Below are 26,343 nucleotides of genomic sequence, written 5' to 3'. Positions count from 1 at the left end.
ATTCGACCACTCTTGAACTGTTCCAGGCAAACGTACGGACCGGTAAAGAATGGGTTCGTCCGCTTCCCTGACGAGCAGATGATTGCAGACGTGTCTCTCACGGCGACGACCGGTCCGCCAGACGGGATACCGCGCGCAGGCCGCTTCCGCTCCCCGTGACGGCGATGTCGCCGTCCTTGTCCGTCCGCAACACCACCGCGCCCCAGGCCCGTAGCAGCCCCACCGTGGTGGGCGAGGGATGCCCGTACGGGTTGCCCTTCCCGCACGAGATCAGCGCCAGCCGTGGCCGCAGGACACGCAGTAGACGCGCGTCCTGGTACGCGGAGCCGTGGTGGGCGACCTTCAGGATGTCGACGGCAGGCACCGGGGGCCCGCCCCGCAGCAACGACCGCTGTGCGGCGGGCTCCAGATCGCCCGGCAGCAGCAGCGTGGGGCCGTGATCGACCGTCACGTACAGCGTGACGCTGGAGTCGTTGGGCTCGCCCGTCACGGGGCCGGGCCCGGCCCTGGGCCAGAGCACCCGCCAGGTCAACGGCCCCGTGGTGCGCCGCTCCCCCGGGGTGACGCGCACCACGGGAACCCCTGCGGCGGCCGCCGTCCGCCGCACGAACGCGGCCTCGCCCGCCGGCTCCGCGAAGGTCGTCGTCTCGATCTCACCGACCGAACGCCCCCGCAACACGCCCGGCAGCCCTGTGACATGGTCCGCGTGGAAGTGCGTGAGCAACAGCAGCGGAACGCGTGTCACGCCGAGCTGCCGCAGGCAGCCGTCCACCAGGGCGGGGTCCGGCCCGGCGTCCACCACGACCGCGCTGCCCGGGCCGGCCGCCAGCACCGTCGCGTCCCCCTGTCCCACGTCGCACATCGCGTAGGACCAGCCGGGCGGCGGCCAGCCCGTCATGAACCGGGCCATGGACGGCGGTCGCAGCAGCGCCAGGAGCAGCAGCACCGCGCATCCGGCGGCCGTCCAGGGCCTGCGCCCCAGCCCGCGCGCGGCGAGCAGCACGAACACCGTCACCAGGGCCAGCAGCGCCCCGCCCGGCCAGCCACCCGGCCAGGTCAGCTCGGCGCCCGGCAGCGCGGCCCCCGCTCTGGCCACCCCGGCGATCCATCCGGCGGGCCACCCCGCGCACCGGGCCAGCACCTCCGCGGCCGGCATCGCCACCGGAGCGGCGGCCAGCGCAGCGAAGCCGAGCACGGTGGCGGGCGCGACCGCCAGCTCCGCCGCGAGGTTGCACGGCACGGCGACCAGCCCGACCCGAGCCGCGAACACCGCCACGACCGGGGCGCACACGGCCTGTGCCGCGCCCGCCGCCGCCAGCACCTCCGCGAGGCGCACCGGCACTCCGCGCCGCACGAGCGCGGCACACCACCGGGGCCCGACCGTCAGCAGCGCGCCGGTGGCGAGGACGGACAGCGTGAACCCGTAACTCCGCGCCAGCCAGGGGTCGTAGAGCACCAGGCCGAGCACGGCGGCGGCCAGCGCGGGGATCAGCGACCTGCGCCGCCCGGTCGCGAGGGCGAGCAGCGTCACCAGACCGCACGCCGCGGCTCGCAGCACGCTCGGTTCGGGCCTGCACACCACGACGAACGCCACCGTGAGCCCGCCGCCGAGCGCCGCGGTGGCCCGCAGCGGGACCCCCAGCCGGGCGGCGAGGCCCCGCCGTTCGGCTCTGAGCGCGAGCGCGGGCGGCCCGATCAGCAGCGCGAGGATGACGTTCAGGTTCCCGCCGGAGACCGCCGTCAGATGAGCCAGGTCCGTTGCCCTGAACGCCGCGTCCAGCTCGGGCGGGACCCGGGACGTGTCGCCCACGACCAGTCCCGGCAGCAGCGCCCGCGCGTCGGCGGGGAGCGGGTCCGTCGCCCGCCGGAGCCCCGCCCGCAGCGCGCCCGCCGTGCGCTGCGCCCAGGACGGGCGGCCCGTCACGACCGGCGGGGGGCCCTTGGACACCGGCCACAGCAGGGCGGCGTGCCCGGGGTCGTCCTCGAACGGCGGGGCCAGCCTGCCCGCGAACCGCAGCCGCGTCGACGGCAGCAACCGCCTCCAGGCGCCGAGGTGTTCATCGGGGTCGACGAACACGAGCACCGGTGTCCTGACCTCCGTGACCGGCCCGGCCCGCGACGACACCCGAATCACGTCGGCATCGAACATGAGCTGCTCGGGGGCCAGATGGTCCCCGGTCACCTTCCGGCGCACCGGCCGGGGATCGGTGCTGAGAATCACCTCGACCTCAGCCCGCCCGTACCGCTGGGCGATCTCCGGCACGGGGCCGCGCCGGACGTCCGCGGCATGCAGCCCGCCGGACGCGGCGCCCGCCGCGGCGCAGCACAGGACGGTCATCGCGACCAGGCACCACACCCGCGACCGCCACGCCCAGAGCGCCGCCGCCGATACCAGAGCCCCCGCGGTGGCGACGGCGGCCCAGACACCGGGCAGGCCGACCGCCAGGGCCGCCGCTCCCCACACGGCCAGTGCCGGCGGCACGAGCCGCAGGTCGGCCGGCCCCTCCTGCCGCGGATCGGGGTCCCCGAGACGGCTGCCCACCAAGGCGCGGTCCCGGGCGCGACCCGCAGGGCGTTCGGTGATGCGGTCCCCGATACGCCTCGCGGCGCGACCGCCCGTGCCTTCCGCGGTGCGATCCCAGGCGCGCCCCCCGGGGCCTTCCGCGGTGCCGTCCGTCACGCTCGGCGTCGCCCCTGGTGCCTCGTCCGGTGCCCTCCGTCCTGTCACAGCGTCACCAGCGCCTCAAGGTCGGCGAACCGGCGATCCCCGATGCCGTTGACCTCGCGCAGTTCGTCCACGCTCCGGAACCCGCCGTTCTGACCGCGGTAGTCGAGGATGTGCTGCGCCAGCACGGGGCCGACGCCCGGCAGTGTGTCGAGCTGCTCCAGCGTCGCCGTGTTCAGACTGATCGGCGCGCCGGGCGCGGGGGGGGCGGCGGGGGGGGGGGGGCCGGCCGGCGCGCCTCCGGCCGGGGCCGCACCCGCGGGCCCGCCGACGACCACCTGCTCGCCGTCCACCAGCACACGCGCTCTGTTCACACCCGCGAGGTCGGTACCGTCCTTCGGCCCGCCGGCCGCGCGCATCGCGTCCTCCACGCGCGATCCGGCGGGAAGCCGCAGTACGCCGGGGTGGCGCACCGTCCCGCTCACGTCGACGACGACCACACCGGCTCCGGAGGCCGGGCCGGACGCCCCGGACGGCGCAGCCGACACGGAAGAGGGAGCGAGCGGGGACGATCGCAAGCCCGCCGAGGGCCCCGGACGAGCGTCGGGCAACTCCGCCGCGCGGGCCTGCCGGACGGCTCCCGCGGCCTCCGGGGCGGTGACCGCGCGCGGCCGTGCGACCCAGAAGTGCTGGACGGCCAGGACCGCGGCCACCACGAGCACGGCGCCCAGAGCCGCCAGCGCCTTCGGCTCGATCCCCACCCGCAGCCGCACCCACAGCGGAAGGCGGTCCCGCAGCGCGGACACATACCGCTCGCGGCGACGCATCCTCCCCGTGGGCGGCCCGGCGGGCATCCCGGCAGGCCCGGCCGGCGGCGGCTCGCGCATTGCCTCGGTCCGTGGCACGACGGACACCTCGGGCGCCGCAGGTGCCGCATCGACCTCCGGCCATGGCTCCGGCGATGGCTCCGACGCCGGTGCGGGAACCGACGGCCCCCGCCCCAGTAACGCGGTGGCGCGGTCCCGCGCCGCGTCCGGCGCGGGAGACGGCTCGGCATGGCCGGGCGCACGGCCCGCGTCCCTGGGCGCGTCCCGCAGCGCGTCCCTGCCCGTCTCCATCTCCGTATCCGCATCCGCATCCGTAGGCATCTCGGCAGGCGCAGCCGCAGCCGCTGATCGTGTCCGCGCGCGGGCGAACGCGCGGGCACCGTGCCGCGCGGAGGCGCGCCCGTCAGAGCCCGGCGCGCGGCCGGGACCGCTGGAAGGGGAGCGCGTAACGGATCGGACAACAGAACGCGATACCAGCGAAGACTCGATCGGAGGCGAGGACGGAGACGGGAACGGGGACGAAGACAGGGACGGACACGGGAACGAGCGGGAAGTCACCTGGCGAACACGGAGCGTGGTCATGCGTCACACGGTAGGCATCCGCGTCACATCGCGATGATCTTGATCGGAATCGGTGGACAACTCCACGATTGTGGATAACGCGGCCACTCACGCGAGTGAACAGCCAGGCCGCCACCGACGCCCGCGCCGCACCGCGCTGCCCTCCGCGCCGCCATCCCCGCGGCAACGCCACGCCTCCGGGCGCCTGGCCATGGACGCCCGCTCCGCGCCACGCTGCCCTTCGCGGCGCCACTCACGCGGCAACGCCACGCCCCCGGGCGCCTCCCCGCCGGCACCTCCGCAGCAACACCCCGCCCCCTCGGCGTCACCCCCGCGGCGAGACCACGGCGCCCAGCAGTCCGGGCCCGGTGTGGGCGCCGATCACCGCTCCGACCTCGCTCACATGGAGTTCGGCGAGTCCCGGGACCCGCGCCGCGAGCTGTTCAGCCAGGGCGGCGGCGCGGTCCGGCGCGGCCAGATGGTGCACCGCGATGTCCACCTCGCCCGCCCCCGCGCGCTCGACCACGATGTCGCGCAGCCTTCCGATGGCCTTGGACGCGGTCCGCACCTTCTCCAGCAGCTCGATCCGCCCCTCGTCGAGGTGGAGCAGCGGCTTCACGGCGAGGGCCGAGCCGAGCAGCGCCTGCGCGGCACCGATCCGCCCGCCCCTGCGGAGGTAGTCGAGCGTGTCCACGTAGAAGTAGGCGGAGGTCGCCCTGGCCCGCTTCTCGGCGGCGGCGACCGCGTCGTCGAGCCCGCCGCCGGTCTCCGCGGCCCGCGCCGCCGCCAGCGCGCAGAAGCCGAGGGCCATCCCCCCCACGCCGGTGTCCAGGACCTGTACCGGTACCGGAGCGTCCTTGGCGGCCAGCACCGCCGCGTCGTACGTCCCGGAGAACTCCGCGGAGAGGTGCAGGGACACCACGCCCGTCGCCCCGGCCTCCGCGGCCTTCCGGTACGCGGCGGCGAACGTCTCGGGACTGGGCCGGGACGTGGTCAGCGAACGGTGCTTGCGCAGCGCCTCGGCCACGGCGCCGGCCGAGATTTCGCTGCCGTCCTCCAGCGCCTCGTCGCCGACCACGACGGTCAGCGGCACCGCCGTGATGCCGTGCCGCCGCATCGTCACGGGGGGCAGGTAGGCCGTGGAATCGGTGACGATGGCGACATGGCGGGACATGCCCCGGAGGTTACCCGCAGCCGTGGCCGCCAGACGGCCCGGGCCTCGGGAAACCGGAAGGACCGGCCCCGGCCCGGCGCCGCGAGCCGGCAGAGCCCCTCTCGTCACCACGCGCGGACACACCACCGGCACCGCGAGGGCGTCGCACCGGCGGAGGACACCGCGTGATCCGTCAGTTCGACGCCTCCGGCCGGGCCGACTTGCGCCACGGGTTCTTCGTCCAGCGGTGGGTGCCGTCGAGGGGGCGCCCGTCGGCGGGGCCGAGCGCCTCGGGTCCCGGCGCTCCGGCTGCTCCAGCTTCTCCGGTCGGAGCGGTCCACGGCTCCCGGCCGCGCTCCGCCGCCTGCCGGCCGGCCCGCGCGGGGCCGTCCGCTCCGGCCGCCTCGTCCACCGGGGCCCAGTGCCGAAGCGCCCCGGACTCCACGTCGATGTCCGCGCTCAGGGACGACAGGTCGTCGTCCGCGAACTTCCGCGCCCGGTCCCTGACGGCCCACCGCAGCGAGTCCGCCGCGTGCGTGATCTGCTCGGTCCTGTCCCGCAGCTCCTGCACACGCGACCCGACCCGCGCCCGGTCCGGGTCGCGCTCCGCCTGTTTGAGCTGGCCGTCCAGTTCGTGCCCGTGCGCGCTGAGCCGCTCGAAGAGCCGTACGGACTCCTGGAGCGACGCGTCCGCCTCGACGCCCGTGTACAGCGCGTCCTGGGTGGCGCGCATGGATGTCCGCAACCGCAGCCGCAGCTGTGCCAGCTCGCCCGTCAATCCCGGCTGCCCGAAGCTCTTGGCGCGCAGGGTCGTGTCCTCGACCGAACGCCGCGCCTGGGCGATCGTGCGGTCCACGCCGCGCTTCGCCGCTCCGACCGCCTTGACCGTCGCGTACGCGCCGAACAGCACGGCGACGACGAAGAGGAGCACCACGATCAGGAGCACGGCTTCCATGGGTGGCCCTCCGAAAGGTCACGGTTCTCAGCGGTCCCTCCCACGGTAAACGCAGCGGGGCGGTCGGGGGTTCCTCCCGAACCCCCAACCGCCCCGTAAGGGAGACCCTGACGACTCCGACATGTCAGGGCGGTCCGCTACGCCGGAACGATGTTCACCAGCTTCGGCGCACGGACGATCACCTTCCTGATGCCCGCGCCGCCCAGGGCCGCGACCACGGCCGGGTCGGCCAGCGCCAGCGCCTCCAGGTCCGCGTCCTGGACCGAGGGGGAGACCTCGAGGCGGGCCTTCACCTTGCCCTTGACCTGCACCACGCAGGTCACCGTCTCGTCCACGAGATACGCCGGGTCCGCCACCGGGAAGTCCTGGTGGACGACGCTGTCGGTGTGGCCGAGCCGGTGCCACAGCTCTTCGGCGATGTGCGGGGCGAACGGCGCGACCAGCAGGACCAGCCGCTCGGCGACCGGCCGTGCGACCGGGCCGCCGGTCTTCGTCAGATGGTTGTTCAACTCGGTGATCTTGGCGACCGCGGTGTTGAAGCGCAGCCCGTCCAGGTCCTGGGTGACGCCGTCGATCGCCTTGTGCAGCGCGCGCAGCGTCGCCTCGTCCGCCGCGGCGTCGGAGACCGTGACCTCGCCGGTCGTCTCGTCCACGACATTGCGCCACAGCCGCTGGAGCAGCCGGTACTGGCCGACGACGGCGCGCGTGTCCCACGGCCGCGACACGTCCAGCGGACCCATCGCCATCTCATAGAGGCGCAGCGTGTCCGTGCCGAACTCGGCGCTGATCTCGTCGGGCGTCACCGCGTTCTTCAGGGACTTGCCCATCTTGCCCAGCAGCCTGCTGACCTGCTCGCCCTCGTAGAAGTACGCGCCGTCGCGCTCCTCCGCCTCGGCGGCGGGCACCGCGATACCGCGCTTGTCGCGGTAGACGAAGGCCTGGATCATGCCCTGGTTGTACAGCTTGTGGAACGGCTCGGACGCCGAGATGTGGCCCAGGTCGTACAGCACCTTGATCCACAGTCGCGAGTACAGCAGGTGCAGTACGGCGTGTTCCGCGCCGCCCACGTACAGGTCGACGCCGCCGTGCGGCATGCCCGCGCGCGGCCCCATCCAGTACTGCTCGATGTCAGGGGCGACCGCCTGCTCGGTGTTGGTCGGGTCCAGGTAGCGCAGCATGTACCAGCAGGAACCGGCCCAGTTGGGCATGGTGTTGGTCTCGCGGCGGTAGCGCCTGACACCTCGTCCGTCGCCCAGGTCCAGGTCGACGTCGACCCAGTCCTCGTTGCGCGAGAGCGGCGTCTCCGGCTCGGTGTCCGCGTCGCCGGCCTCGAAGGTGCGCGGCGAGTAGTCGTCCACCTCGGGCAGTTCCAGCGGCAGCATCGACTCGGGCAGCGCGTGGGCGGTGCCCTCCTCGTCGTAGACGATCGGGAAGGGCTCGCCCCAGTACCGCTGGCGGCTGAACAGCCAATCGCGCAGCCGGTAGTTGATCGTGCCCTCGCCGATGCCCCGGTCGCTCAGCCACGCGGTGACGCGGGCCTTGGCGTCGACCACGCCCAGGCCGTCCAGGGTGATGTCGGCGCCCGTCGAGTTGACGAGCACCGCGTCGTACGAGGCGAACGCGTCGTCCCAGGTGGCCGGGTCGAGACCACGGCCGTCGGTCGGCTCGACGACGCAGCGCATGGGCAGTTCGAAGGCGCGCGCGAAGGCGAAGTCGCGGGTGTCGTGTGCGGGGACGGCCATGATCGCGCCTGTGCCGTAGCCCATCAGCACGTAGTCGGCGATGAACACGGGCACCTGCTGGCCGCTGACGGGGTTGACCGCGTACGCGCCGGTGAAGACGCCCGTCTTGTCCTTGGCCTCGGCCTGCCGCTCGACGTCGGACTTCGAGGCGGCCTGCTTGCGGTACGCGTCGACGGCGTCGGCCGGTGTCGCGTGGCCGCCCTTCCACACCTCGTGCGTGTCGGCGGGCCAGGCGGCCGGGACGATCTTCTCGACCAGCTCGTGCTCGGGCGCCAGCACCATGTAGGTGGCGCCGAACAGGGTGTCAGGACGGGTCGTGAAGACGGTGATGGCGTCGCCGCCGTCACCGACGGGGAAGTCGACGCGCGCGCCCTCGCTGCGGCCGATCCAGTTGCGCTGCTGGAGCTTGATGGCCTCCGGCCAGTCCAGCTGGTCCAGGTCGTCGACCAGGCGGTCGGCGTACGCGGTGATGCGCATGTTCCACTGGCGCAGCTTCTTCTTGAAGACCGGGTAGTTCCCGCGCTCGGAGCGCCCGTCCGCGGTGACCTCCTCGTTGGCCAGGACGGTGCCGAGCCCGGGACACCAGTTGACCGGCGCGTCCGAGGCGTACGCCAGCCGGTACCCGCCCAGGACATCGGCGCGCTCGGCCTCGCTCAGGCTCGTCCAGGCGCGGCCGTCGGGGGTCGGGCGCTGCCCGCTCTCGAACTGCGCGACCAGCGTGTCGATGGGACGTGCCTTCTGCACGGCGGGGTCGTACCAGGAGTTGAAGATCTGTACGAAGATCCACTGCGTCCAGCGGTAGAACTCCGGGTCGATCGTCGCGACCGCGCGGCGCTTGTCGTGGCCCAGGCCCAGCCGGCGCAGCTGCCGCGTCATGTTCTCCATGGCGGCCTCGGTGGAGACCCTGGGGTGGGTGCCGGTGGCCACCGCGTGCTGCTCCGCGGGCAGGCCGAAGGCGTCGAAGCCCAGCGTGTGCAGGACGTTGTGGCCCGTCATGCGCTGGTGGCGCGCGTAGACGTCGGTGGCGATGAAGCCGAGCGGATGGCCGACGTGCAGTCCCACACCGGAGGGGTACGGGAACATGTCCATGACGAACTTCTTGGGCCGCGCCACCATCGCGGGGTCTCCGGCGAGGTCGCCGCTGGGGTTGGGCGCCTCGTACGTGCCGTCCGCGTCCCAGAAGTCCTGCCAGCGTGCCTCGATCTCGGCGGCCATGGCGGCCGTGTAGCGGTGGGCCGCGGTGTTCTCCGCGCCGGCGGCAGCCGGGTTCGTCTCGCTCATGTCCTCAGAAGCTCCATCGGTCGTCTCTGCACGCGGGAATGAAAAAACCCCTCGCACAGGAGGGGACGCCGCGCTGACTCCGACCGGATCTCTCATCCGTCGGCACTGATCAGCGCGGCTCGCTAAGCAGAAGGCGTACGGCACGCATGTGGACAGGTTACCGCAGGGCGTGTAGGCGTCGCACTGGGCATGAGGAAGGGCCCGTCCGCGGTGGACGGGCCCTCTCCGTATCCGCGTGACGCGGATCACCGTGGACGTCGCCCGGGCACTCCAACCCCGACGTCCGCCTCGGGAGCCCCCATGGGCCCCGCCGGACGAGGCGAAGCCGAGCGGAAGCGAAGCCGAGCGGAAATGACAAAGGGCGAAGTGGCTCGCGCTTTCCGCGCATACACTCCGCCCTCGATCTTGTGGAGCTAAGGAGAATTGAACTCCTGACCTCCTGCATGCCATGCAGGCGCTCTACCAACTGAGCTATAGCCCCGTGCGATGCGCCAACAGTACACGGTGACCAGGGGGGATCACCAAATCCGCTTCCCGGGCGGCGGTCACGACCGGGGGCCGGCCGTCACGTACCGGGCCCGGTCACGCGTCCGGGCATGCCGGAGCCGGAGGGAAAGGGACCAGGCCCCCCGCGGTTCTCCACGGGCCCGGCCCCGGGTCAGGCTCTCGCGAACGAGTAGAACCGCTTCAGGGTGCAGTGCTCGTCGAGCAGCCGCCCGTAGATCGGCTCGCCCTCCAGCTCGCGGTACGTCTCGATCGGGTCGCCTTTTATGATCAGCGCCCGCGCGCACTCCTCGCACCAGTACTGGAAGTCCGGGTTGAGCGGGTCCATGTCTCTGACGATGGGCGTACCGCTGCCGCACCAGTCGCAGGTACGCCTGTGTGCGCCCATCACTAGCTCCAGCTGTGGCCGCAGGCCGTGCACACGTAGGAAACTCCACCGTTGTCGCCGAGCACTTGTGCCACATGGGATGAACCGCACGAGGGGCAGCTGAGACAGCTGGAGCCGGCCGCCGCGTCAGGCAGCGCATCGTCATCGATGCTGCTGGCGGACATCGTGCTCCTTCCGTTCCGGCCGTCCGTCCCCTCCGGCCGTCCCGATTCTGCCATGTCGGGGCCGGAGGGGTCAGCCGTACGGAAGTCCCCTTCGGCCGCTGACCACCGGGTCGTTACGCGCGGGAGATAGGCGCAGATAGCCGCAGAATCCAGGATGTACGGGGGTATCGGCACCTCACGCGCGGCGCCGCGCCGTCCCCGCGAGCGCGCCGAGGAGGGCGGCGCCCGCCATGACGAGCAGAGTCACGAGGAGGGCGTCGGACGCGCTGTGCGCCCCGCCGTGCGCCCCCTGGTGCGGCAGCAGCCCCAGGTAGAGGGCGCCGAGGCCCGCGACGCCGACGAGCTGCCCGGTCTGGGTGGTGGTCACCAGCAGGCCGCTCGCGTCGGCCGCGTCCTCGATCCGTACGGCCGCGAGCGCCCCGGTCAGGACGGGCGTGAAACCGAGGGCCAGGCCCGCGCCCAGCACGCTCAGGGCGGCCCACATGAGCGCCCCGCCCGCACCGTCCCGGCTCAGGGCCACGCCGAGCCCGGCGCAGGCGAGCGCCGTGAGGACGAACCCGCAGGGCACGACGGCCCGCCGCACGGCGGCCGGCCAGTGCCGCCAGGTCAGGCCGACCGCGCCGAACACGACGCAGGTGGGCAGAAAGGTGAGGCCCGCACGCAGCGCGCTGTAGCCGAGCGAGCCCTGTACGTAGAGCGTGAAGGTGAACAGGAAGCCCGCGTTCACCGCCATGATCAGCAGGATGCGCACGGCGGCGGCGCCGAGGCCGGGAGCGCGGAGCACGCCGGGCGCGATCAGCGGATGACCGCCGCGGGCCGCGAGCCTCGTCTCGTACGCGAGGAAGCCGCACAGGAGGACCGCGAAGCCGCCCAGCATGGCCCAGCACCAGGCCGGCCAGCCCCGCTGCTCCCCGAGGACGAGCGGGACGGTCAGCAGCACCAGGGCGGCGGCAAGCGCCACCAGGCCCGGCAGGTCGGACCCCCGGCCGCGCTCGGACGCCTCGTGCCGCTCCCTGGGCAGTACGCGGGCGCCCACGGCAAGCAGCACGGCACCGATCGGCACGTTGACGAGGAAGACCGGACGCCAGCCCGCGCCGAACAGGTCGGCGCTCACGAGCAGCCCGCCGACGACCTGCCCGGCTGCCGCGCCCGAGGCGAGGACCGCGGCGTACGCGCCGAGCGCCCGGCCGCGCCGCTCCCCGACGAAGTTGCGCTGGATGAGACTGAGGACCTGCGGAATCATGATCGCCGAGCCCGTGCCCTGGACGACGCGGAAGGCGATCAGCGCCCCGGTGCTCCCGGCCAGGCCGCACGCGAGGGAGGCGGCGGTGAAGACGGCGAGCCCGGCCAGGTACGCGCGGCCGTGTCCGAAGCGGTCGCCGAGGCGCGCCCCGGTGATCAGCAGCGCCGCGTACGCGATCGAGTAACCGGCGACGACCAGTTGCAACGAGGCGCCCGAGGCGTGGAACTCGGCCCGGATCGTCGGCGCCGCGACATTGACGATGAACGAGTCGAGCAGCGCCATGAACTGGGCGCCGAGCACGACGGCGAGGAGCGGGCCCTGCCTGACGGGCCGTCCGTTGTCAGTGCCGTGCCCTTTACTGGATTCACGTGCCCCGCCGGAGCGGCCGGGGCCGTCGGGCGCGGGGAGGGGTGTGGTGGCGGTGGTCATGGCGTCGAGCCTGTGACCGCGCCGCCGGGGGCGGGGAGAGCGCCCGATGCTGGTACTGGCAGCACCTGGCAGGGCGGGCACCTTGAGCGGAGGATGGAATCCATGGGCAGTGGGGGAAGCGGGGGCGCTGCGGGCGGCACGGAGACGGTGAGCGTGCCGCGGCACGCTCCGGGCAGGCGGCGCAGGCCGGAGCTCGCCGCGTTCCTGCGGGGCAGGCGGGCCCGGGTCACACCGCAGGAGGTGGGCATGCCGCCAGGGTTCCGGCGGCGCACGCCCGGGCTGCGCCGCGAGGAGGCGGCGCAGCTCGCCTACGTCGGCGTCACCTGGTACACGTGGCTGGAGCAGGGCCGCCCCATCAACGCGTCGCCGCAGGTGCTCGACGCGGTCTCGCGCACCCTGCGGCTGGACGGCGCGGAGCGCGAACACCTCTACCGCCTGGCCGAGGTGGCGTACGACGAGCAGGGCGGCGAGGCCTCGTGGCCCGAGGCGATCGGCGAGGAGGTCCAGTCCATCATCGACGCGCTCCACCCGCGCATCGCGACCGTCTACGACGGGCGCTACGACGTCCTGGCGACCAACGCCGCCTATCGCGCGGTCTTCCAGGACGCCGGCGCCGCTTCCGGGACCACGCGCGCCTCCGGTACCGGGCCCGGGGCACACGAGGGGTCCGGGTCCTGGCCGCGTGCGGGAGACGCGGACACCGGCGGACTCCCCGGCCGCCGGCGGGCCAACGCGCTGCGCTCGATGTTCCTCGGCCAGGGTGGCGGCCTGGACCTGGTGTACCCGGAAAGGGAACTGTCGCTGATGGTGGCGACGCTGCGGGGCGCGTACGGGCGCCATGTGGGCGAGCCCGACTGGGAGCGCTTCGTGCACGAGATGTCCGCGCGGAGCCCGTTGTTCGCCGAACTCTGGCGGCAGGGCGACGTGGTGCCGCCCGGTTCGCGTCTGAAGGGGTTCCGGCACGCGCGGGCCGGCGAGATATTTCTGCGGACTCTCTCGCTGAACGTGAACGACATGCCCGAGTGCCGGATCGTCACGTACACGGCGGTGGACGCGGAGAGCGCGCGCCGCGTGGACCGGCTGCTGGCGGCCGCCGCGATCCGGGCGGCCTGATCACGCGGGTTCCGTGCCGGGTCCACACGCTCCGCGCCGGGGGCCGGGCGTCCGGGCGTCCGCGGAGAGGCACAACGCGAACCGCCCCGGTCCGTGGTGGACCGAGGCGGTTTCTCCGGATCTCGCCGGAAAGAGTGTGGAGCTAAGGAGAATTGAACTCCTGACCTCCTGCATGCCATGCAGGCGCTCTACCAACTGAGCTATAGCCCCGCGTGTTCCCCGCGCTTGCGCTCCGCGCTGCGAACAAGAAGAACTTTAGCCTGCGTGCCGCCGGAAAGTGAAATCAGTCGTCGTCGCCCAGAACCGGCTCGGGCAGGCTGCCCGCGTTGTGCTCCAGCAGGCGCCAGCCGCGGATGCCTTCACCGAGCACGGACCAGAAGCAGTTGGTCAGACCGCCGAGGCCTTCCCAGTGGTGCGCCTCCAGTCCGAGCAGTCGGCCGATGGTGGTGCGGATCGCGCCGCCGTGGCTGACGACGACCAGCGTGCCGCCGTCCGGCAGGGCGTCCGCGTGCCGGAGCACGACGGGGGCCGCCCGGTCTGCGACCTCGGTCTCCAGCTCACCGCCGCCGCGCCGGATCGGTTCGCCGCGCTTCCAGGCCAGGTAGTCGTCCCCGTGGAGCTCGTTGATCTCGGTGTGCGTCAGCCCCTGCCAGTCGCCCGCGTACGTCTCCCGCAGCCCGGCGTCGTACAGCACGTCGAGGCCGGTCAGCGAGGACAGCTCGGCGGCCGTCGCGGCGGCCCTGCGCAGGTCGGACGAGATGATCGCGTGCGGCTTCAGCCGGGCGAGCCGGCGGGCGGATCGCCGGGCCTGCTGGACCCCGATCCGGGTGAGCTCGATGTCCGTGGTGCCCTGGAAGCGCCCTTCCACGTTCCACGAGGTCTGGCCGTGGCGCCACAGGACGATCCGGCGGTCGCGCAGCACCGGCGGCGGCTCCGGCGCGGCGCCGACTCCGTCCGCCGGGTTCGTACGGGCGCTCAGCTCGCGTCCTCGTCCGCCCTGGCGGACAGGGCGGCGTGCTCCTCGCCCTTGCCCTTGGTCTTCACGGCGTCCTCCGGCAGCGGCAGCTCGGGGCAGTCCTTCCACAGCCGTTCCAGGGCGTAGAAGACCCGCTCCTCACTGTGCTGGACATGGACGACGACGTCCACGTAGTCCAGGAGAATCCAGCGGGCGTCGCGGTCGCCCTCGCGGCGGACGGGCTTGGCGCCGAGCTCCTTCTGGAGCCGCCCCTCGATCTCGTCAACGATCGACTTGACCTGCCGGTCGTTGGGCGCGGAGGCGAGCAGGAAGGCGTCGGTGATCGACAGGACGTCACTGACGTCGTAGGCGATGATGTCGTGCGCCAGGCGGGCGGCGGCCGCCGGGGCGGCGGTCTGGACAAGCTGGATGGCGCGGTCCGTAGCGGTCACAAGCAGGCTTTCGTCGGCGGTCATGGAGACGTCCAGGATCTCACGGACGGCCGGCGCACCGCGCCCGCGCTCCGGCAGCCGGGTCCGCGGGGCCCGTGGGTGCCGATTCCCGCGGGCCCGCGGCGACCGGGGTTCGCGGTCCCGTCTCACGGCCTCCCGCGACGACCGGGCCCTCCCGGGCGCCCGGCGGCCCTGCGGCAAACCCCCCCGCCCCCCCCCCGCGCCCCCCGCCTCTAGTCGTCGCCGCCCAGCTTCGAGGGCTTGAAGTCCCCGCCGAGGACGACCGCTACGTCGGAGCTGCCCGCAGAGCCCTTCTTGACCGCCCCCGTCGTCAGACCGAGGGTCTTGGGCCCCTCCGTGGCCTCCTCCTTGTTCTTGGTGTCCGCGTACGTGACCGAGGACGTCTCCGCCCTGGCCGCGGTCCCGGTGTCGACCACGGTGTAGCCGCCGTTCACCAGCGCGACCCGCGCGGCCTCGGTCGCGGACGTGCCGCCCGTGGCGTTCTTCACGCCGATGCGTGGCACACCGTCCGTGTCGGGCGCCTTGACCGAGCCCCCGAGGAACTGCTTGACGTCGTCCTCGCCCGTCGAGCCGAGCGTGCCGTCCTCGCCGACCGGCAGGACGACCGTCTTGTAGCGGTCCGACTTCGCGTGGTCCGCGAGCTTCGCGAGCGCCGCGCCGAGGTCCTTGTCCGTGAGCGACGGGTCGAGGATCTGCGCGAGCGTCTGCACGGTGATCGTGGCGGCCTTCGGGTCGCTCGACATCTTCCGCAGGGTCGCCTGGATGACCTGGCCGAACCGCGCCAGCTGCTTGTCCGCGCTCTCGCCCGGCGCGTGGTACGTGGCGTAGGCGACGGCCGTCTTGCCGCTGAGGGTCTGGTCGTCGCCCCGGTGCACGAGGGGCGCCGCGCCCTTCTTCGTGTCGGGGACGTCGGTGTCGGTGTCCACCTCGATGTTGCCGACGAGGTCGACGAGGTTCTCCAGGTACGGGGTGTCCAGGCGCCAGGTGCCTGCGACCTTCGTACCGAGGAGGTTTCCGATGGCCTCCCGGGTGCCGTCCGAGCCGTCCTCGTCGACGGACTTGGCGAGTGTCGTGACCGTGCCGTCGTCGTTGGTCACGTTCAGCGTGTTGGGCAGCAGCACCGTGCTGCCCTCCCCCGTCGTCTCGTTGTTGACGAGCAGGGCCGTGGAGGTGGACTTGTCGGACGTGTCGTGCAGGTGCACGACGATGACGTCGCGCTTCTGGGGGCCGCCGGGCGCCGCCGCCTGCTTCTTCGCGGGCGCGTCGAGGCCGGGCAGCTTGCCCGCGTACCAGAGGTAGCCCGCTCCGCCGACGACCACGACGGCGAGCACGACCAGCAGGGCGACGAACCGGTTCTTGCCGCGCCGCCTGGCCTCCTCGCGCCGCTCCGTGCGGCTCTCGGTGAACTTGAGCCAGTCGATGACGTCCTCGGAGTCCTCGTCGGGCTCCTCGATGAACGAGAACTGCTCGGTGCGGTAGCCCTCTTCGGGCGCGGAACGCTGTCCGGGCACGGCGGGCTGCCCCGCGGCCTGTTGGGGCGTCCGGCGCCGGGGCGCCTGCTGCTGGGGCGCCTGCTGGGGGATGTTCCACTGCTGCGTGCTGTCGACGGCCGGCTGCCGGCCGGTGTCGGAGACCGCCCCCTGCTGCCCGGTGTCGTACGCCGCCGGCTGCTGTCCGGTGTCGTACGCCGCGGGCTGCTGCCCGGTGCCGTACACCGTCGGCTGCTGCCCGGTCCCGTACACCGCCTGTTGCCGGCCGGTGTCGTACGCGGGGGGCTGCTGCCCGGTGTCGTAGCCCTGCCCGTACGAGACGCCTTGGTCCGGCCCCTGTGACTGGCCCGGGACCCGGCCCCGCTGCCCGTAGGGGTCGTACCCCGAGGGGCCGCCCTGCGCGGGGGGACCCGGCTGCTGCTGGTGCGGTACCTGCCCGTACGGGTCGTACCCGTAGCCCTGGGCCGGTCCCGGTGCCTGGCCCTGCGGGTCCTGCGGACCGCCGGGGACGGGGGGCTGTCGCCCGGTGTCGTAGCCGCCGTACCCCTGCTGCTGGTCTCCTGAACCCTGCGGCGGGGCCTGCTGCGCCCCGCCCTGCTGCTCGTACACCGGCCGGCCGTACTCGTCGTAGCCGACGATCCGCGGGCCGCCGTAGTACGGGTCGTAAGGGCCTGGACCGTACGGCTGCTGCTGGTCGTTCACCGGTGCCCCTCTTCGTGGGTGACGTGCCTCGGGCGCTCGGGCGCTCGGGCGCCCTGCCGCTCACGCGCGGTACAGCTGGCGCTTGTCGATGTACCGGACGACGCCGTCGGGTACGAGGTACCAGACGGGGTTGCCCTTGACGACGCGCTCCCGGCAGTCCGTGGACGAGATCGCCAGCGCGGGCACCTCCACCAGGGAGACACCGCCCTTGGGCAGGCCGTCGTCCGTCAGATCATGCCCCGGGCGGGTGACTCCGATGAAATGCGCGAGGGAGAACAGCTCCTCGGCGTTGCGCCACGTGAGGATCTGCGACAGCGCGTCGGCGCCCGTGATGAAGAAGAGGTCGGCGTCGGTGTGGGCCGCCCTCAGATCGCGCAGCGTGTCGATCGTGTACGTCGGCCCGCCGCGGTCGATGTCGCTGCGGCTGACCGAGAACTGCGGGTTGGAGGCCGTGGCGATGACGGTCATCAGGTACCGGTCCTCCGCCGGGGAGACCGCCTTCTGACTCTTCTGCCACGGCTCACCCGTCGGCACGAAGACCACCTCGTCGAGGTGGAAAAGCGCCGCCACCTCGCTCGCCGCGACCAGGTGGCCGTGGTGGACCGGATCGAACGTCCCGCCCATCACGCCGAGTCGGCGCCTGCCGGACCCGGCGGGTCCTCGCTGCTCTCCCATGCGCGTAGAGCCTACTGGCACGTGGGTTCGACCCCGCTCAGCGGTCCCGGTTGAAGCGGGTGGTGATCCACAGCAGCAGGAGCAGGCCGAACAGCGCGCCGCCACCGGTCAGGTAGGGGCTGAGGCTCTCGTGGTTGCTACCCTCCGCGAGGGTGGCGAGGCTTGCGGCGGTACCGGAGGGAATCATCTTCAACAGGACCTATCGATCGGGAATCGGATCGGTGACTTCGGGCACATCGTATGCGGGCCCGTTCGGCGGGCTCATGCCGACTCAGTCGTTGTTGCCGCTGTCGCCGTAGCCGCGCAGCAGGAACCAGGCGAGGAAGACCCCTCCCACGATCGCCACGACGAGCACGATACGCAGGACGGGCCCGGCCCCCGGCTGGTCCGACGCGGCGGCTGCGGCCATGAGTGTGCTGGTTGCCTGCATGACGGGTGCGCTCCTCGGTCTGTCACAAACCGCCTCCCGGGAACTCGTTCCCGGCCGCCGGTTCCGGCCCCCCGCCACACGGTAGCGCCAGGGCCTGAGCCGTGGTGCGGCAGGGGGACGTGCCGATGACCGACCGGTCGGCCCCTCAGGACGTGTGCGTCGCGCCCGGGGCCGGGTGCGTCGTCGGCGCCGGTTCGGCCGAACCGGTGAGCACCCCGCACAGCTCGCCCGACAGCCGTCCGGTGGCGTACGGGTTCACGCCCGCCGGGCTGCCCGACGGAGCCCTGGCACCCGCAAGCAGTGGCGTGAATGTGGTGGCCGCGCCCGCGGAGCACGCCTCGGGGCCCGCGCCCACCTCGCTCTCCACCAGGTGGGCCGTGTGCTTCTCCAGGTCGTCGAGGTCGAAGCGGAAGCTCAGTTCGCGCCGGACGGTGAACAGCGACGCCTCTGCCGTGGCGGAGCCCGCGGGCCGCAGCGTGTAGACGAACGTGTGGTCCGAGGTGACCTCCAGGGCCCGGTCGGCGGTCTGCTGGTACTGGAGTGTGCCGTGTACGCGGGTGTCGGCGGCGACCAGGCGCACCTTGGCCGGCGCGAAGGCGACCAGCCAGCCCGCCGGGTCGTACAGCCCGTCGGCGGCGGGCGCCGCGAACGAGCGGTCGAACTGCGGGATCTGCTCAGGGTCGAGGAGGGTCCGCACGGGCTGCCGGTCGCGTCCTGCGAGGACGTCGGCGTCGAGCGAGGAGGCCTCCAGGTAGTCCCTGGCGATGAAGAGGGCGGTGCGGATCTGGCTGTCCGTGAAGTCGGCCGTCCGTACGACCTTCGACGGAATCCTTATCCCCTCGCCGCCCCGGGCGAAGTGGGCGGCCGGGCTGTGCGCCAGCAGGTCCGCGGGGGTGCCGCCGGGGACCTGCCCCGCGGGCGCGAGCGGTACGACCGTCATCCGCAGCCGGCCGTGGGCGCCCCCCGGCGCCGGCACCCGGTAGGGCTGGCGGAAGCCCAGGTAGACGGCGGTGCCGAAGGCCAGCGCGATCAGGACGAAGAGGGCGAGGAGCCGGCGCGGGCCCCTGCCGGAGGCGTGGTGGGCGGTGCGTGTGCGAGCGCCCCGCACGCGGACGGCGTGCTCACGGTCCGTCATGCGCTCCCGGGCGGAGAACTCCTGGAGCCGGGCAGCGCGGACGAACGATTCGTCGAAGACGACCGATCTGTATTCGTCGTCGCCACCGGGGGGCCCGTCGGGAGTCCCTTCGGGCGGGTCTTCGCGCCCAGCCATATCTTCAGGGTAGGCCGTAGCAGGAGAAGGTAAACGCCGCGCTACCGGTCAGCTTGCGACAGAACCGGCCATAAATGATCACCTGGTGGGTCGCCGCCGGGCGGCGGGGAACGCGCGGGGTCCGGCGCGACGAAGCCCTGGCGGCGTCTCTCAGCGCGTCCTCGGGACGGCGGACACCGGCGGCGGGCTGGCCTTGCCGCGCGGGGCGCGCCTGCCGCCACCCGGCCCGCGGCTCGCGTCCGTGTCGCCCGAGGGGTCGGTGCGCGGGGCGTCTATGCCCGTGGAGGCGGGCTGCGGAACCTGGTCCTGCCTGCCGGCGCCGCTCGCGCCGCGGACCGCGGACAGGGCGAGCGCCACCATGCCGATCCCCATCAGCAGCGCGAGCAGCCACGCGATCGGCCGGTGCCAGCGCGCCCGGCCGCGGTAGGGCCGCAGCACACCCCCGTGCCGGCCGTACGGATGGGGTACGCCGGGATCGTCCTGGCCGTAGTGGCCGTCCTCGTCGAACTCGTCCGGGTGCCTGCGGCTGTACAGCTCGTCCCAGAGCTCGTGTTCCTCCTCGGGGACCTGCCTGCCGCGCCGCGACCGCGCCGCGTCCGCCTCGGCGCGCGCCTGGGCCGCCGCGAGCAGCCGTTCGACGGCCGTGGGTTCATGGAAGGCGGCCGCCCGTACGAATTCCTCGTCGAACACCACGGTCGCGAACTCCTCGTCCGCTCCGCGGTCGTCGTCGGGCTCCCGGCCGTCCTTGAACGGCCTGCCCCCCACGTCGTCCGGCACCACTACAGCGTAAACCGGCGGGGGCGGTTTGGGCAGGGAGAGTCCGCACTCTTCACCTCATCGACCGCTATGAGCCGCGCCACTCGCACACGGCCCGCACCGGCCCCGGCGGTCACCGTGTGTGACCGTCACCGGTGACGATGTACTTCGTGGACGTCAGCTCGGGCAGCCCCATCGGGCCCCGCGCGTGCAGTTTCTGCGTGGAGATGCCGATCTCGGCGCCGAACCCGAACTCACCGCCGTCGGTGAAGCGGGTGGACGCGTTCACCGCGACCGTCGTGGAATCCACCAACTGGGTGAACCGGCGGGCCGCGGCCTGCGACGTGGTGACGATGGCCTCGGTGTGGCCGGACGACCAGAGCCTGATGTGCGCGACCGCCCCCTCCAGCGAATCGACGACGGCCGCCGCGATGTCGTACGAGAGGTACTCCGTCTCCCAGTCGTCCGCCGTGGCCGGAACGACGTTCGCCCTGCTTGCCGCGCCGTACGGCAGGACGCGTTCGTCGGCGTGGACCGTGACGCCGGCGTCGGCGAGCGCGTCGAGGGCGCGCGGCAGGAAGTCCGCCGCGATGTCCTGGTGCACGAGCAGCGTCTCCGCCGCGTTGCACACACTCGGCCGGGACGCCTTGGAGTTGACGAGGATGGAGACCGCCATGTCCAGGTCGGTCTCGGCGTCGACGTACACGTGGCAGTTCCCTGTGCCCGTCTCGATGACCGGCACCGTGGACTGCTCGACGACCGTACGGATCAGGGACGCGCCGCCGCGCGGGATGAGGACGTCGACCAGGCCGCGCGCCCGCATCAGTTCGCGCACCGAGTCCCGGTCCTCGCCCGGCACCCGCTGGACGGCGTCGGCGGGCAGCCCGGCGCCGCCGACGGCGTCCCGCAGCACCCGTACGAGCGCGGTGTTGGAGGCGCTCGCGGACGACGAGCCGCGCAGCAGCACCGCGTTGCCCGACTTCAGGCAGAGCGCCGCCGCGTCGACCGTGACGTTGGGGCGCGCCTCGTAGATGATGCCGACGACCCCGAGCGGCACCCTGACCTGCCGCAGGTCGATGCCGTTCGGGAGGGTCGAGCCGCGCACGATCTCGCCGACCGGGTCGGGCAGCGCGGCGACGTCCCGCACCCCGTGGGCCATGGCGCGGACCCGCTCGGGCGTGAGGGTCAGCCGGTCGATCATCGACTCCTCTGTGCCGGCCTCTCTGGCCCGCTCGATGTCCTCCGCGTTGGCCGTGACGATCTCGTGGGTGCGCACCTCCAGCGCGTCGGCGACCGCGAGCAGCGCGTCGTCCTTGGCCGCGCGCGGCAGGGGCGCGAGGTCCGCCGCGGCCGACTTCGACCGGTAGGCGGCCCTGGCGACCGGAGAGAGGTTGTCGTAGGGCGAAAGCGAGGTCATGCCCGCAGGGTAATGGGCCCCGGGCGGGCCTTCCTTACGTATTCCGCACTCCGAGACATCGCACCTGCCCCGCGTACTGGGACGCCGCACGTGCCCCGCGTACCGGGACACCGCCGGGCGACCCGGGGCGGGCCCGCCGCGCTCCGGCCGCCGGCCGCCGCGGCCCGGCGGGGGCGCCGCTCAGAACGGGTGGATGCCGACGCGGGACGCCGGCGGCGGCCCGTACCCCTCCGCCACGCGCTGGTGGTACGTGTCCCGGTCGATGACCTCAAGGCCGACGATCTCCCACGGCGGGAGCCGCGCGCTCGACCGGTGCTCGCCCCACAGGCGCAGCGCCACGGCCGCCGCGTCGTGCAGGTCGCGGGCCTCCTCCCAGTACCTGATCTCCGCGTGGTCGACCGCGTATCTGCTGGTCAGCAGGAACGGGTGGTCGTGTGCGAGCTGTTCGAGCGCGCGGCGGACGTCGGCTATCGGAGCCCGTGCGCCGGAGACGCTGAGGGTGATGTGCCAGAGCCGGGACACCGGGCGGCCGTCACCGTCCGCGGGGCCCGCCTCGCCGGACGGCCGCTCCCCCGCGCCGTGCGCGCCGTCGCCCGCGAGGTCGTCGAAGTCCTCGCCCGCGTCGACGCTCGTGAGGACCGAGTCCGCGCTCATGGCCCGCCGGGCGTGTGTGCCGGTTCCGCGGGTCGCCGTGCCTGGACGCACTCGTCTCACCGGATGCCTCCTGTTGGTCATGGTGCTGCTGCCCGGTCCTTTGTCCCCACGTCAAAGTTGACCAGTCCTGGGCCTCTCTTGGGGGCGTTTTGAGGAACCTCTGAGCCACCGGGAGGCGATTGGGCTGTTTCTCAGCCCATCGGGGGCGGCGTCAGCGCTGGAGAACCACCAGATCGTCCTTGTGTACGACCTCCCTCTCATAGGCCGGACCCAGCTCCCGGGCCAGGTCGCGGGTGGAGCGGCCGAGCAGCTGCGGCAGCTCCTTCGCGTCGAAGTTCACCAGGCCCCTGGCCACCGCGCGGCCGCGGGTGTCGCGCAGCTCCACCGGATCGCCCGCCGCGAACTCGCCCTCCACCGCGGCGATCCCGGCCGCGAGCAGCGAGGTGTGCCGCTCCACCACGGCCCGCACGGCGCCGTCGTCCAGCGTGAGGGCGCCGCGCGGCGCCGAGGCGTGCGCGAGCCACAGCAGCCGCCCGCGCGACCTGCGGCCCGTGGGGTGGAAGTACGTGCCGGTGTCGCGGCCCGCGAGCGCGTCGGCGGCGCGGCTCGCGGAGGTCAGCACCACGGGGACCCCCGCGCCTGTCGCGATCCGGGCCGCCTCGACCTTGGTGACCATGCCGCCGGTGCCGACGCCGGCCCTGCCCGCGGCGCCGATGGTGATCCCCGCGAGGTCCTCGGGGCCGTGCACCTCGCCGACGCGCGAGGTGCCGGGGGTCGAGGGGTCGCCGTCGTAGAGCCCGTCCACGTCGGAGAGCAGCACCAGCAGGTCGGCGCGTACGAGGTGGGCGGCGAGCGCGGCGAGCCGGTCGTTGTCGCCGAAGCGGATCTCGTCCGTGGCGACGGTGTCGTTCTCGTTGACGACGGGCAGCGCGCCCATCCGCAGCAGCTGCTCCAGGGTGCGGTACGCGTTGCGGTAGTGGGTGCGCCTGCTCGTGTCGTACGACGTCATCAGGACCTGTCCGACGCGGACGCCGTAGCGCGCGAAGGACGCCGTGTAGCGGGCGATGAGCAGGCCCTGGCCGACGCTGGCCGCCGCCTGCTGGCGGGCCAGGTCGCGCGGGCGGCGCTCCAGGCCGAGCGGGGCCAGTCCCGCGGCGATGGCGCCGCTGGAGACCAGGACGATCTCCCGCTCGCTGTCCCGGGCGCCCGCGAGGACGTCGACCAGGGCGTCGACCCGGTCGGCGTCGAGGCCGCCCGCGGCGGTGGTGAGGGAGGACGAGCCGACCTTGACGACGATCCGGCGGGCCCCGGCCACCGCGTCCCGCCGGGAGCGGCCGGGCTCACGCGTCCGGTCCGCCGCCGCGCCTTCCGACGGGACCGCCCGCGCTGCCCCGGCCTCTGCTCCTGCCCCTGCTCCTGTCACGTGCTGTGCCCCTGCTCTCGCCGTCCGCCGCTTCGCGCCGGTCAGCGTACGCGCGCGGTCCCCGGCCGCGGACGCCTTTTCACCTGCTGGACAGGGACCGGGGCCGCCCGGAGCGCGTCAGCCGGTCGCGGTGCGCAGCTGGGCGCGGAACGCCGTGGCCTCCTCGTACGACGGCAGCAGGCCCTGGCGCTCGGCCTCCGCGAGCGAGGGCGCCTCGGCGTCCTTCGGCGACAGCAGCGGCTCGATGCCCTCGGGCCACTCGATGCCGAGCTCGCGGTCGAACGGGTCGATGCCGTGCTCGCGTCCCGGCGCGTAGCCCGCCGAGCAGAGGTAGACGACGGTGGCCTCGTCGGTCAGCGCGAAGAAGGCGTGCCCGAGGCCCTCGGAGAGGTACACCGCGTGGTGCGTCTCGTCGTCCAGCCGTACGGCCTCCCAGCTGCGGTACGTGGGCGAGCCGGTCCTGATGTCGACGACGACGTCGACGACCGCGCCGCGTACGCACTTCACGTACTTGGCCTGGCTCGGCGGCACGTCCGCGTAGTGGATGCCGCGCAGCGTGCCGCGCTTGGAGACCGAGCAGTTGGCCTGGGCGAGCGAGAGGCCGTGGCCGTCGGCCTCGCGCAGGTCGTCGGCGCGGAACCACTCGTGGAAGGAGCCGCGGTCGTCGGGGAAGACCTTCGGCTCGTGAATCCAGGCACCTTCGATGGACAGGGGACGCATGGGGATCTGCTTTCTCGCTCGCTGTGCTGGTGTGCGGGGCGCGGGTCACGCCCGCCGGAACGTGCGGCGCACCCTTCCCATGATCCGCCTCGGCAGTGACCTGGTCCGCCCGGCCCGTGCGGCCCGGGTCACGGCGGGGGCGGCCGCGAAGGCGGGCCTGCCGTCGGCGCGGACCTTGACGCCCAGCGGCAACGGGGTCCAGCGGGGCGCGCCGCGCCGCGCGGAGGGCACGCCGAGGTCCATCGTCCAGGCCGCGCGGGCGAGTTCGGGGCCGGGCAGCGCGGCGGTCAGGACGGCGCCGCCGTCGCCGGGCGCGACGGTCGCGGGGACCTCCTTCGGCGCGTCGCCCTTGCGGACGGGCTTGAAGCGGAGCAGCACCCGCTCCTCGCCGGCCGCGTGGAGCGGCACGGGGAGGCGGAGCGTGCCGTCCGAGAACGCCAGGTCCCGCGGGGTGAGCGGCGCGAGGTCCTTGTTGATCCAGTTGGTCGCGCAGTCGACGTCGAGCGACAGGTTGCCGTGGCCCTCGGTCCAGTACGGCATGACGAGGCGGCGCGGCTCGCCGCTCAGGGCGCTCCTGCGGGCCTTGTCGACGGTCTCGTCGCGCACGGAGCCGAGGCGGACGGCCTTCGACCAGCCGCAGGCGATGATCCGCACGTACACGTCCCAGATGCCGGGCCCGAGGGCGCCCCCGCCGGCCGCGGTCCCCGGGTCGATGGTGCCGAGACCGCGCAGCACCATGCGGAAGTCGCCGCCGTCCGCGGGCTCCCGGGCGGCCTCGGCGTCCGCGCCCTCACTCGCGAGGGGCACCCGGTCCACCGTGAAGTCGATCGGCTGGTAGAACTCGGCGGCGCTGGCGCGCTCCTTGACGACGAGGCCGACGCGCGCCTTGTCGACGGTGGCGCGGGTGCTCGCCCCGGCCGCCCGCAGCGCGTCGGCGGTCTCGGGGTCGAACGGCAGGTCGAGCTGCGGCTGACCGTCCTCGGTGCGGAAGCGCAGGGGCGCGCCGTCCACCTGGAACTCGGCGGTCAGGCCGAGGGCGAGGCGGCCCTCCTCGTCCCACTCCAGGCTGTCCAGACGCCCGGTGGGCTTGATCCCGGCCTCCCAGCGGGCGTACGGCTCCACGTCGGCGAACCGGCCGGTGGTGATCAGCGCGGCGACGACCTGCTGGGTGGGCTGGAGACCGGCCGCGACCCCCGGGCCCATCCGCTCGGTGACCACGGAGTGGATCTCATCGAACAGTTCCTTGCGGTAGTCCTCGGGCAGCTTGAGGAAGCGCTGGGCCCGCAGCCGCTCCACCATCTCGTTGCGCAGCCAGCGGCGGTACAGCTTGTCGCGCAGCCGGCCCGGCTCGGTGTTGTGTTCGACCACATCGAGGGCCTCGCGCAGGTTCTGGAAATAGCCGACGGGATCGAAGCGCTGGAAACCGGCGTTCGAGGCGTCGTCGCGCTTTACGTGGTAGTAGCACACATAGTCGCTGAGCACCGAGACGTTGGAGGCGAGGAGATACGCCTCCGCGACCAGCACGTGGTCCTCAAGGCGTCTTCTGCCTTCCTTGAACCGGATGTGGTGCTTGTCGAGGAATTCCTTGCGGAACATCTTGTGCGGCGTGAGGCTGTCGATGAGCGGGGCGTTGTCGACATTCGCCTTCGGGCGGTTCACCCGGAAGAGCTCCAGCGGAACGGGCCTGCCCTTGCCCGCCATCTTGCCGACGACGACATCGGCGGCGTTGGCCACGCCGTAGTCGTACATCCGCTCCAGCGCCTCGTCACCGAGCCAGTCGTCGTTGTCGACGTACATCACGAACTCGCCGCGCGCCCGGTCCGTTCCGACGTTGCGCGGGCGGCCGGACCAGCCCGAGGGCTCCTGGTGCACGACGTGCATGTGCGGGTGCTCGGCGGCCAGCTCGTCGAGCCGGGCCGGTGTCCCGTCGCTCGACCCGTCGTCGACGAAAATCGCCTCATAGGCGTCGTCGGGGAGGCTCTGCCGCAGCAGAGAGGCGATGCAGTCCTCGATGTACGGACCTGGGTTGTACACCGGAATGACCACGCTGACCTTGACGGACATGCACCAAGCCCCAACTCGTCGATAAAACGCACCCCGATGTCCGGGGCCGCGCAGGGAGCCAGGATATAGGCATCGTCCGTGTGGCTGATATGTGATGGAATTGCAAAAGCCACCGGAATGACGTCCGGTGTTTCCTCTGCGTTTCTTGTGGTCCGCGGTCGGCGCCGGGTGCGGCGGGGGGGGGGGGGGGGGGGGGGCGGCGGGCGGCCCCCCCCCCCCCCCCCCCCCCCCCCCCCCCCCCGCCGGGCCCGGCCGACCAGCGGGGGCTCGGGGCGGGCCCGGCGCGCAG

General features: G+C 73.2%; 21 protein-coding genes and 2 tRNA genes. 1 reads left to right on the top strand and 22 read right to left on the bottom strand.

The genetic code is table 11. From position 1 onward, the window contains the following. Nucleotides 1-97: 97 nt before the first annotated feature. The 8 genes from LCE31_RS04420 to LCE31_RS04385 all read right to left on the bottom strand — a co-directional run bounded on the left by LCE31_RS04420 (nucleotide 98) and on the right by LCE31_RS04385 (nucleotide 11,912). The gene (locus LCE31_RS04420) at nucleotides 98-2,545 is read right to left on the bottom strand and encodes a ComEC/Rec2 family competence protein (protein ID WP_225012623.1); all 2,448 of its coding nucleotides are present in this window, start codon (nucleotides 2,543-2,545) and stop codon (nucleotides 98-100) included. Nucleotides 2,546-2,724: 179 nt separating this feature from the next. Further along, nucleotides 2,725-3,492, bottom strand: a complete 768-nt coding sequence (locus tag LCE31_RS40750; RefSeq protein WP_308042188.1) for a ComEA family DNA-binding protein — start codon at nucleotides 3,490-3,492, stop codon at nucleotides 2,725-2,727. An 886-nt stretch (nucleotides 3,493-4,378) separates the two neighbouring features. After that, a complete protein-coding gene (locus tag LCE31_RS04410; protein ID WP_225012622.1) occupies nucleotides 4,379-5,227 on the bottom strand; it encodes a DegV family protein in 849 nt (282 codons plus the stop codon). Between the two features lie 172 nt (nucleotides 5,228-5,399). After that, entirely contained in the window at nucleotides 5,400-6,161 is a 762-nt protein-coding gene (locus LCE31_RS04405) for a DUF4527 domain-containing protein (RefSeq protein ID WP_225012621.1), read from the bottom strand. A gap of 137 nt (nucleotides 6,162-6,298) precedes the next feature. Continuing rightward, the gene (leuS, locus tag LCE31_RS04400) at nucleotides 6,299-9,184 is read right to left on the bottom strand and encodes a leucine--tRNA ligase (protein ID WP_225012620.1); all 2,886 of its coding nucleotides are present in this window, start codon (nucleotides 9,182-9,184) and stop codon (nucleotides 6,299-6,301) included. Between the two features lie 408 nt (nucleotides 9,185-9,592). Next, nucleotides 9,593-9,665 (bottom strand) — tRNA-Ala (locus LCE31_RS04395). Between the two features lie 177 nt (nucleotides 9,666-9,842). Continuing rightward, nucleotides 9,843-10,076: a hypothetical protein gene (locus LCE31_RS04390; protein ID WP_225012619.1), complete on the bottom strand. Its 234-nt coding sequence runs from the start codon at nucleotides 10,074-10,076 to the stop codon at nucleotides 9,843-9,845. 339 nt (nucleotides 10,077-10,415) lie between these two features. Further along, complete coding sequence (locus LCE31_RS04385; protein WP_225012618.1) at nucleotides 10,416-11,912, bottom strand: MFS transporter; 1,497 nt, start codon at nucleotides 11,910-11,912, stop codon at nucleotides 10,416-10,418. 102 nt (nucleotides 11,913-12,014) lie between these two features. Between LCE31_RS04385 and LCE31_RS04380 the strand changes: the two genes are divergently transcribed. Then, nucleotides 12,015-13,025, top strand: a complete 1,011-nt coding sequence (locus LCE31_RS04380; RefSeq protein ID WP_225012617.1) for a helix-turn-helix transcriptional regulator — start codon at nucleotides 12,015-12,017, stop codon at nucleotides 13,023-13,025. 137 nt (nucleotides 13,026-13,162) lie between these two features. On the opposite strand, the gene LCE31_RS04375 is transcribed toward LCE31_RS04380, so the two are convergent. The 14 genes from LCE31_RS04375 to LCE31_RS04310 form a co-directional block, all read right to left on the bottom strand. Further along, a tRNA-Ala gene (locus tag LCE31_RS04375) sits at nucleotides 13,163-13,235 on the bottom strand. Nucleotides 13,236-13,308: 73 nt separating this feature from the next. Further along, nucleotides 13,309-13,947, bottom strand: coding sequence for a histidine phosphatase family protein (locus tag LCE31_RS04370; protein WP_225012616.1), 639 nt, complete (start codon nucleotides 13,945-13,947; stop codon nucleotides 13,309-13,311). A 53-nt stretch (nucleotides 13,948-14,000) separates the two neighbouring features. Beyond that, on the bottom strand, nucleotides 14,001-14,432 hold the full coding sequence (rsfS, locus tag LCE31_RS04365) for a ribosome silencing factor (RefSeq protein ID WP_225012642.1): 432 nt from the start codon (nucleotides 14,430-14,432) through the stop codon (nucleotides 14,001-14,003). A 233-nt stretch (nucleotides 14,433-14,665) separates the two neighbouring features. Then, nucleotides 14,666-16,645, bottom strand: a complete 1,980-nt coding sequence (locus LCE31_RS04360) for a LytR C-terminal domain-containing protein (protein WP_308042187.1) — start codon at nucleotides 16,643-16,645, stop codon at nucleotides 14,666-14,668. Nucleotides 16,646-16,705: 60 nt separating this feature from the next. Beyond that, nucleotides 16,706-17,320: a nicotinate-nucleotide adenylyltransferase gene (gene nadD / locus LCE31_RS04355; protein ID WP_225012615.1), complete on the bottom strand. Its 615-nt coding sequence runs from the start codon at nucleotides 17,318-17,320 to the stop codon at nucleotides 16,706-16,708. 37 nt (nucleotides 17,321-17,357) lie between these two features. Next, nucleotides 17,358-17,507: a hypothetical protein gene (locus tag LCE31_RS04350; RefSeq protein ID WP_225012614.1), complete on the bottom strand. Its 150-nt coding sequence runs from the start codon at nucleotides 17,505-17,507 to the stop codon at nucleotides 17,358-17,360. Nucleotides 17,508-17,591: 84 nt separating this feature from the next. Beyond that, nucleotides 17,592-17,750, bottom strand: a complete 159-nt coding sequence (locus tag LCE31_RS04345; RefSeq protein ID WP_225012613.1) for a hypothetical protein — start codon at nucleotides 17,748-17,750, stop codon at nucleotides 17,592-17,594. 145 nt (nucleotides 17,751-17,895) lie between these two features. Further along, complete coding sequence (locus LCE31_RS04340) at nucleotides 17,896-19,020, bottom strand: SCO2583 family membrane protein (RefSeq protein WP_225012612.1); 1,125 nt, start codon at nucleotides 19,018-19,020, stop codon at nucleotides 17,896-17,898. Between the two features lie 150 nt (nucleotides 19,021-19,170). Continuing rightward, nucleotides 19,171-19,797: an SCO2584 family spore wall biosynthesis protein gene (locus LCE31_RS04335; RefSeq protein WP_225012611.1), complete on the bottom strand. Its 627-nt coding sequence runs from the start codon at nucleotides 19,795-19,797 to the stop codon at nucleotides 19,171-19,173. 112 nt (nucleotides 19,798-19,909) lie between these two features. Continuing rightward, complete coding sequence (locus LCE31_RS04330) at nucleotides 19,910-21,193, bottom strand: glutamate-5-semialdehyde dehydrogenase (RefSeq protein ID WP_225012610.1); 1,284 nt, start codon at nucleotides 21,191-21,193, stop codon at nucleotides 19,910-19,912. Between the two features lie 180 nt (nucleotides 21,194-21,373). After that, nucleotides 21,374-21,907 carry a hypothetical protein gene (locus LCE31_RS04325; protein WP_225012609.1) on the bottom strand — a complete coding sequence of 178 codons (534 nt, stop codon included), beginning with the start codon at nucleotides 21,905-21,907 and terminating at the stop codon, nucleotides 21,374-21,376. Nucleotides 21,908-22,058: 151 nt separating this feature from the next. Next, a complete protein-coding gene (gene proB, locus LCE31_RS04320) occupies nucleotides 22,059-23,162 on the bottom strand; it encodes a glutamate 5-kinase (protein WP_225012640.1) in 1,104 nt (367 codons plus the stop codon). A 225-nt stretch (nucleotides 23,163-23,387) separates the two neighbouring features. Next, nucleotides 23,388-23,990, bottom strand: a complete 603-nt coding sequence (locus LCE31_RS04315; RefSeq protein ID WP_225012608.1) for a dTDP-4-dehydrorhamnose 3,5-epimerase family protein — start codon at nucleotides 23,988-23,990, stop codon at nucleotides 23,388-23,390. Between the two features lie 45 nt (nucleotides 23,991-24,035). Then, the gene (locus tag LCE31_RS04310) at nucleotides 24,036-26,054 is read right to left on the bottom strand and encodes a glycosyltransferase family 2 protein (RefSeq protein WP_225012607.1); all 2,019 of its coding nucleotides are present in this window, start codon (nucleotides 26,052-26,054) and stop codon (nucleotides 24,036-24,038) included. Between the last annotated feature and the right edge of the window lie 289 nt (nucleotides 26,055-26,343).

The organism is Streptomyces sp. 8L (assembly GCF_020176795.1).
Lineage (GTDB): Bacteria > Actinomycetota > Actinomycetes > Streptomycetales > Streptomycetaceae > Streptomyces.
The sequence above is the reverse complement of the archived record's forward strand: the minus strand, read 5'-3'. Positions and strand labels throughout refer to the sequence as shown.

Excerpts from the sequence above, each read along its gene's own strand:
- LCE31_RS40750 (WP_308042188.1), bottom strand. The coding sequence starts at position 3,492 with ATGCGTCGCCGCGAGCGGTATGTGTCCGCGCTGCGGGACCGCCTTCCG.
- LCE31_RS04410 (WP_225012622.1), bottom strand. The coding sequence starts at position 5,227 with ATGTCCCGCCATGTCGCCATCGTCACCGATTCCACGGCCTACCTGCCC.
- LCE31_RS04405 (WP_225012621.1), bottom strand. The coding sequence starts at position 6,161 with ATGGAAGCCGTGCTCCTGATCGTGGTGCTCCTCTTCGTCGTCGCCGTG.
- leuS (WP_225012620.1), bottom strand. The coding sequence starts at position 9,184 with ATGAGCGAGACGAACCCGGCTGCCGCCGGCGCGGAGAACACCGCGGCC.
- LCE31_RS04390 (WP_225012619.1), bottom strand. The coding sequence starts at position 10,076 with ATGGGCGCACACAGGCGTACCTGCGACTGGTGCGGCAGCGGTACGCCC.
- LCE31_RS04385 (WP_225012618.1), bottom strand. The coding sequence starts at position 11,912 with ATGACCACCGCCACCACACCCCTCCCCGCGCCCGACGGCCCCGGCCGC.
- LCE31_RS04380 (WP_225012617.1), top strand. The coding sequence starts at position 12,015 with ATGGGCAGTGGGGGAAGCGGGGGCGCTGCGGGCGGCACGGAGACGGTG.
- nadD (WP_225012615.1), bottom strand. The coding sequence starts at position 17,320 with ATGGGAGAGCAGCGAGGACCCGCCGGGTCCGGCAGGCGCCGACTCGGC.
- LCE31_RS04350 (WP_225012614.1), bottom strand. The coding sequence starts at position 17,507 with ATGATTCCCTCCGGTACCGCCGCAAGCCTCGCCACCCTCGCGGAGGGT.
- LCE31_RS04345 (WP_225012613.1), bottom strand. The coding sequence starts at position 17,750 with ATGCAGGCAACCAGCACACTCATGGCCGCAGCCGCCGCGTCGGACCAG.
- LCE31_RS04340 (WP_225012612.1), bottom strand. The coding sequence starts at position 19,020 with ATGGCTGGGCGCGAAGACCCGCCCGAAGGGACTCCCGACGGGCCCCCC.
- LCE31_RS04330 (WP_225012610.1), bottom strand. The coding sequence starts at position 21,193 with ATGACCTCGCTTTCGCCCTACGACAACCTCTCTCCGGTCGCCAGGGCC.
- LCE31_RS04315 (WP_225012608.1), bottom strand. The coding sequence starts at position 23,990 with ATGCGTCCCCTGTCCATCGAAGGTGCCTGGATTCACGAGCCGAAGGTC.
- LCE31_RS04310 (WP_225012607.1), bottom strand. The coding sequence starts at position 26,054 with ATGTCCGTCAAGGTCAGCGTGGTCATTCCGGTGTACAACCCAGGTCCG.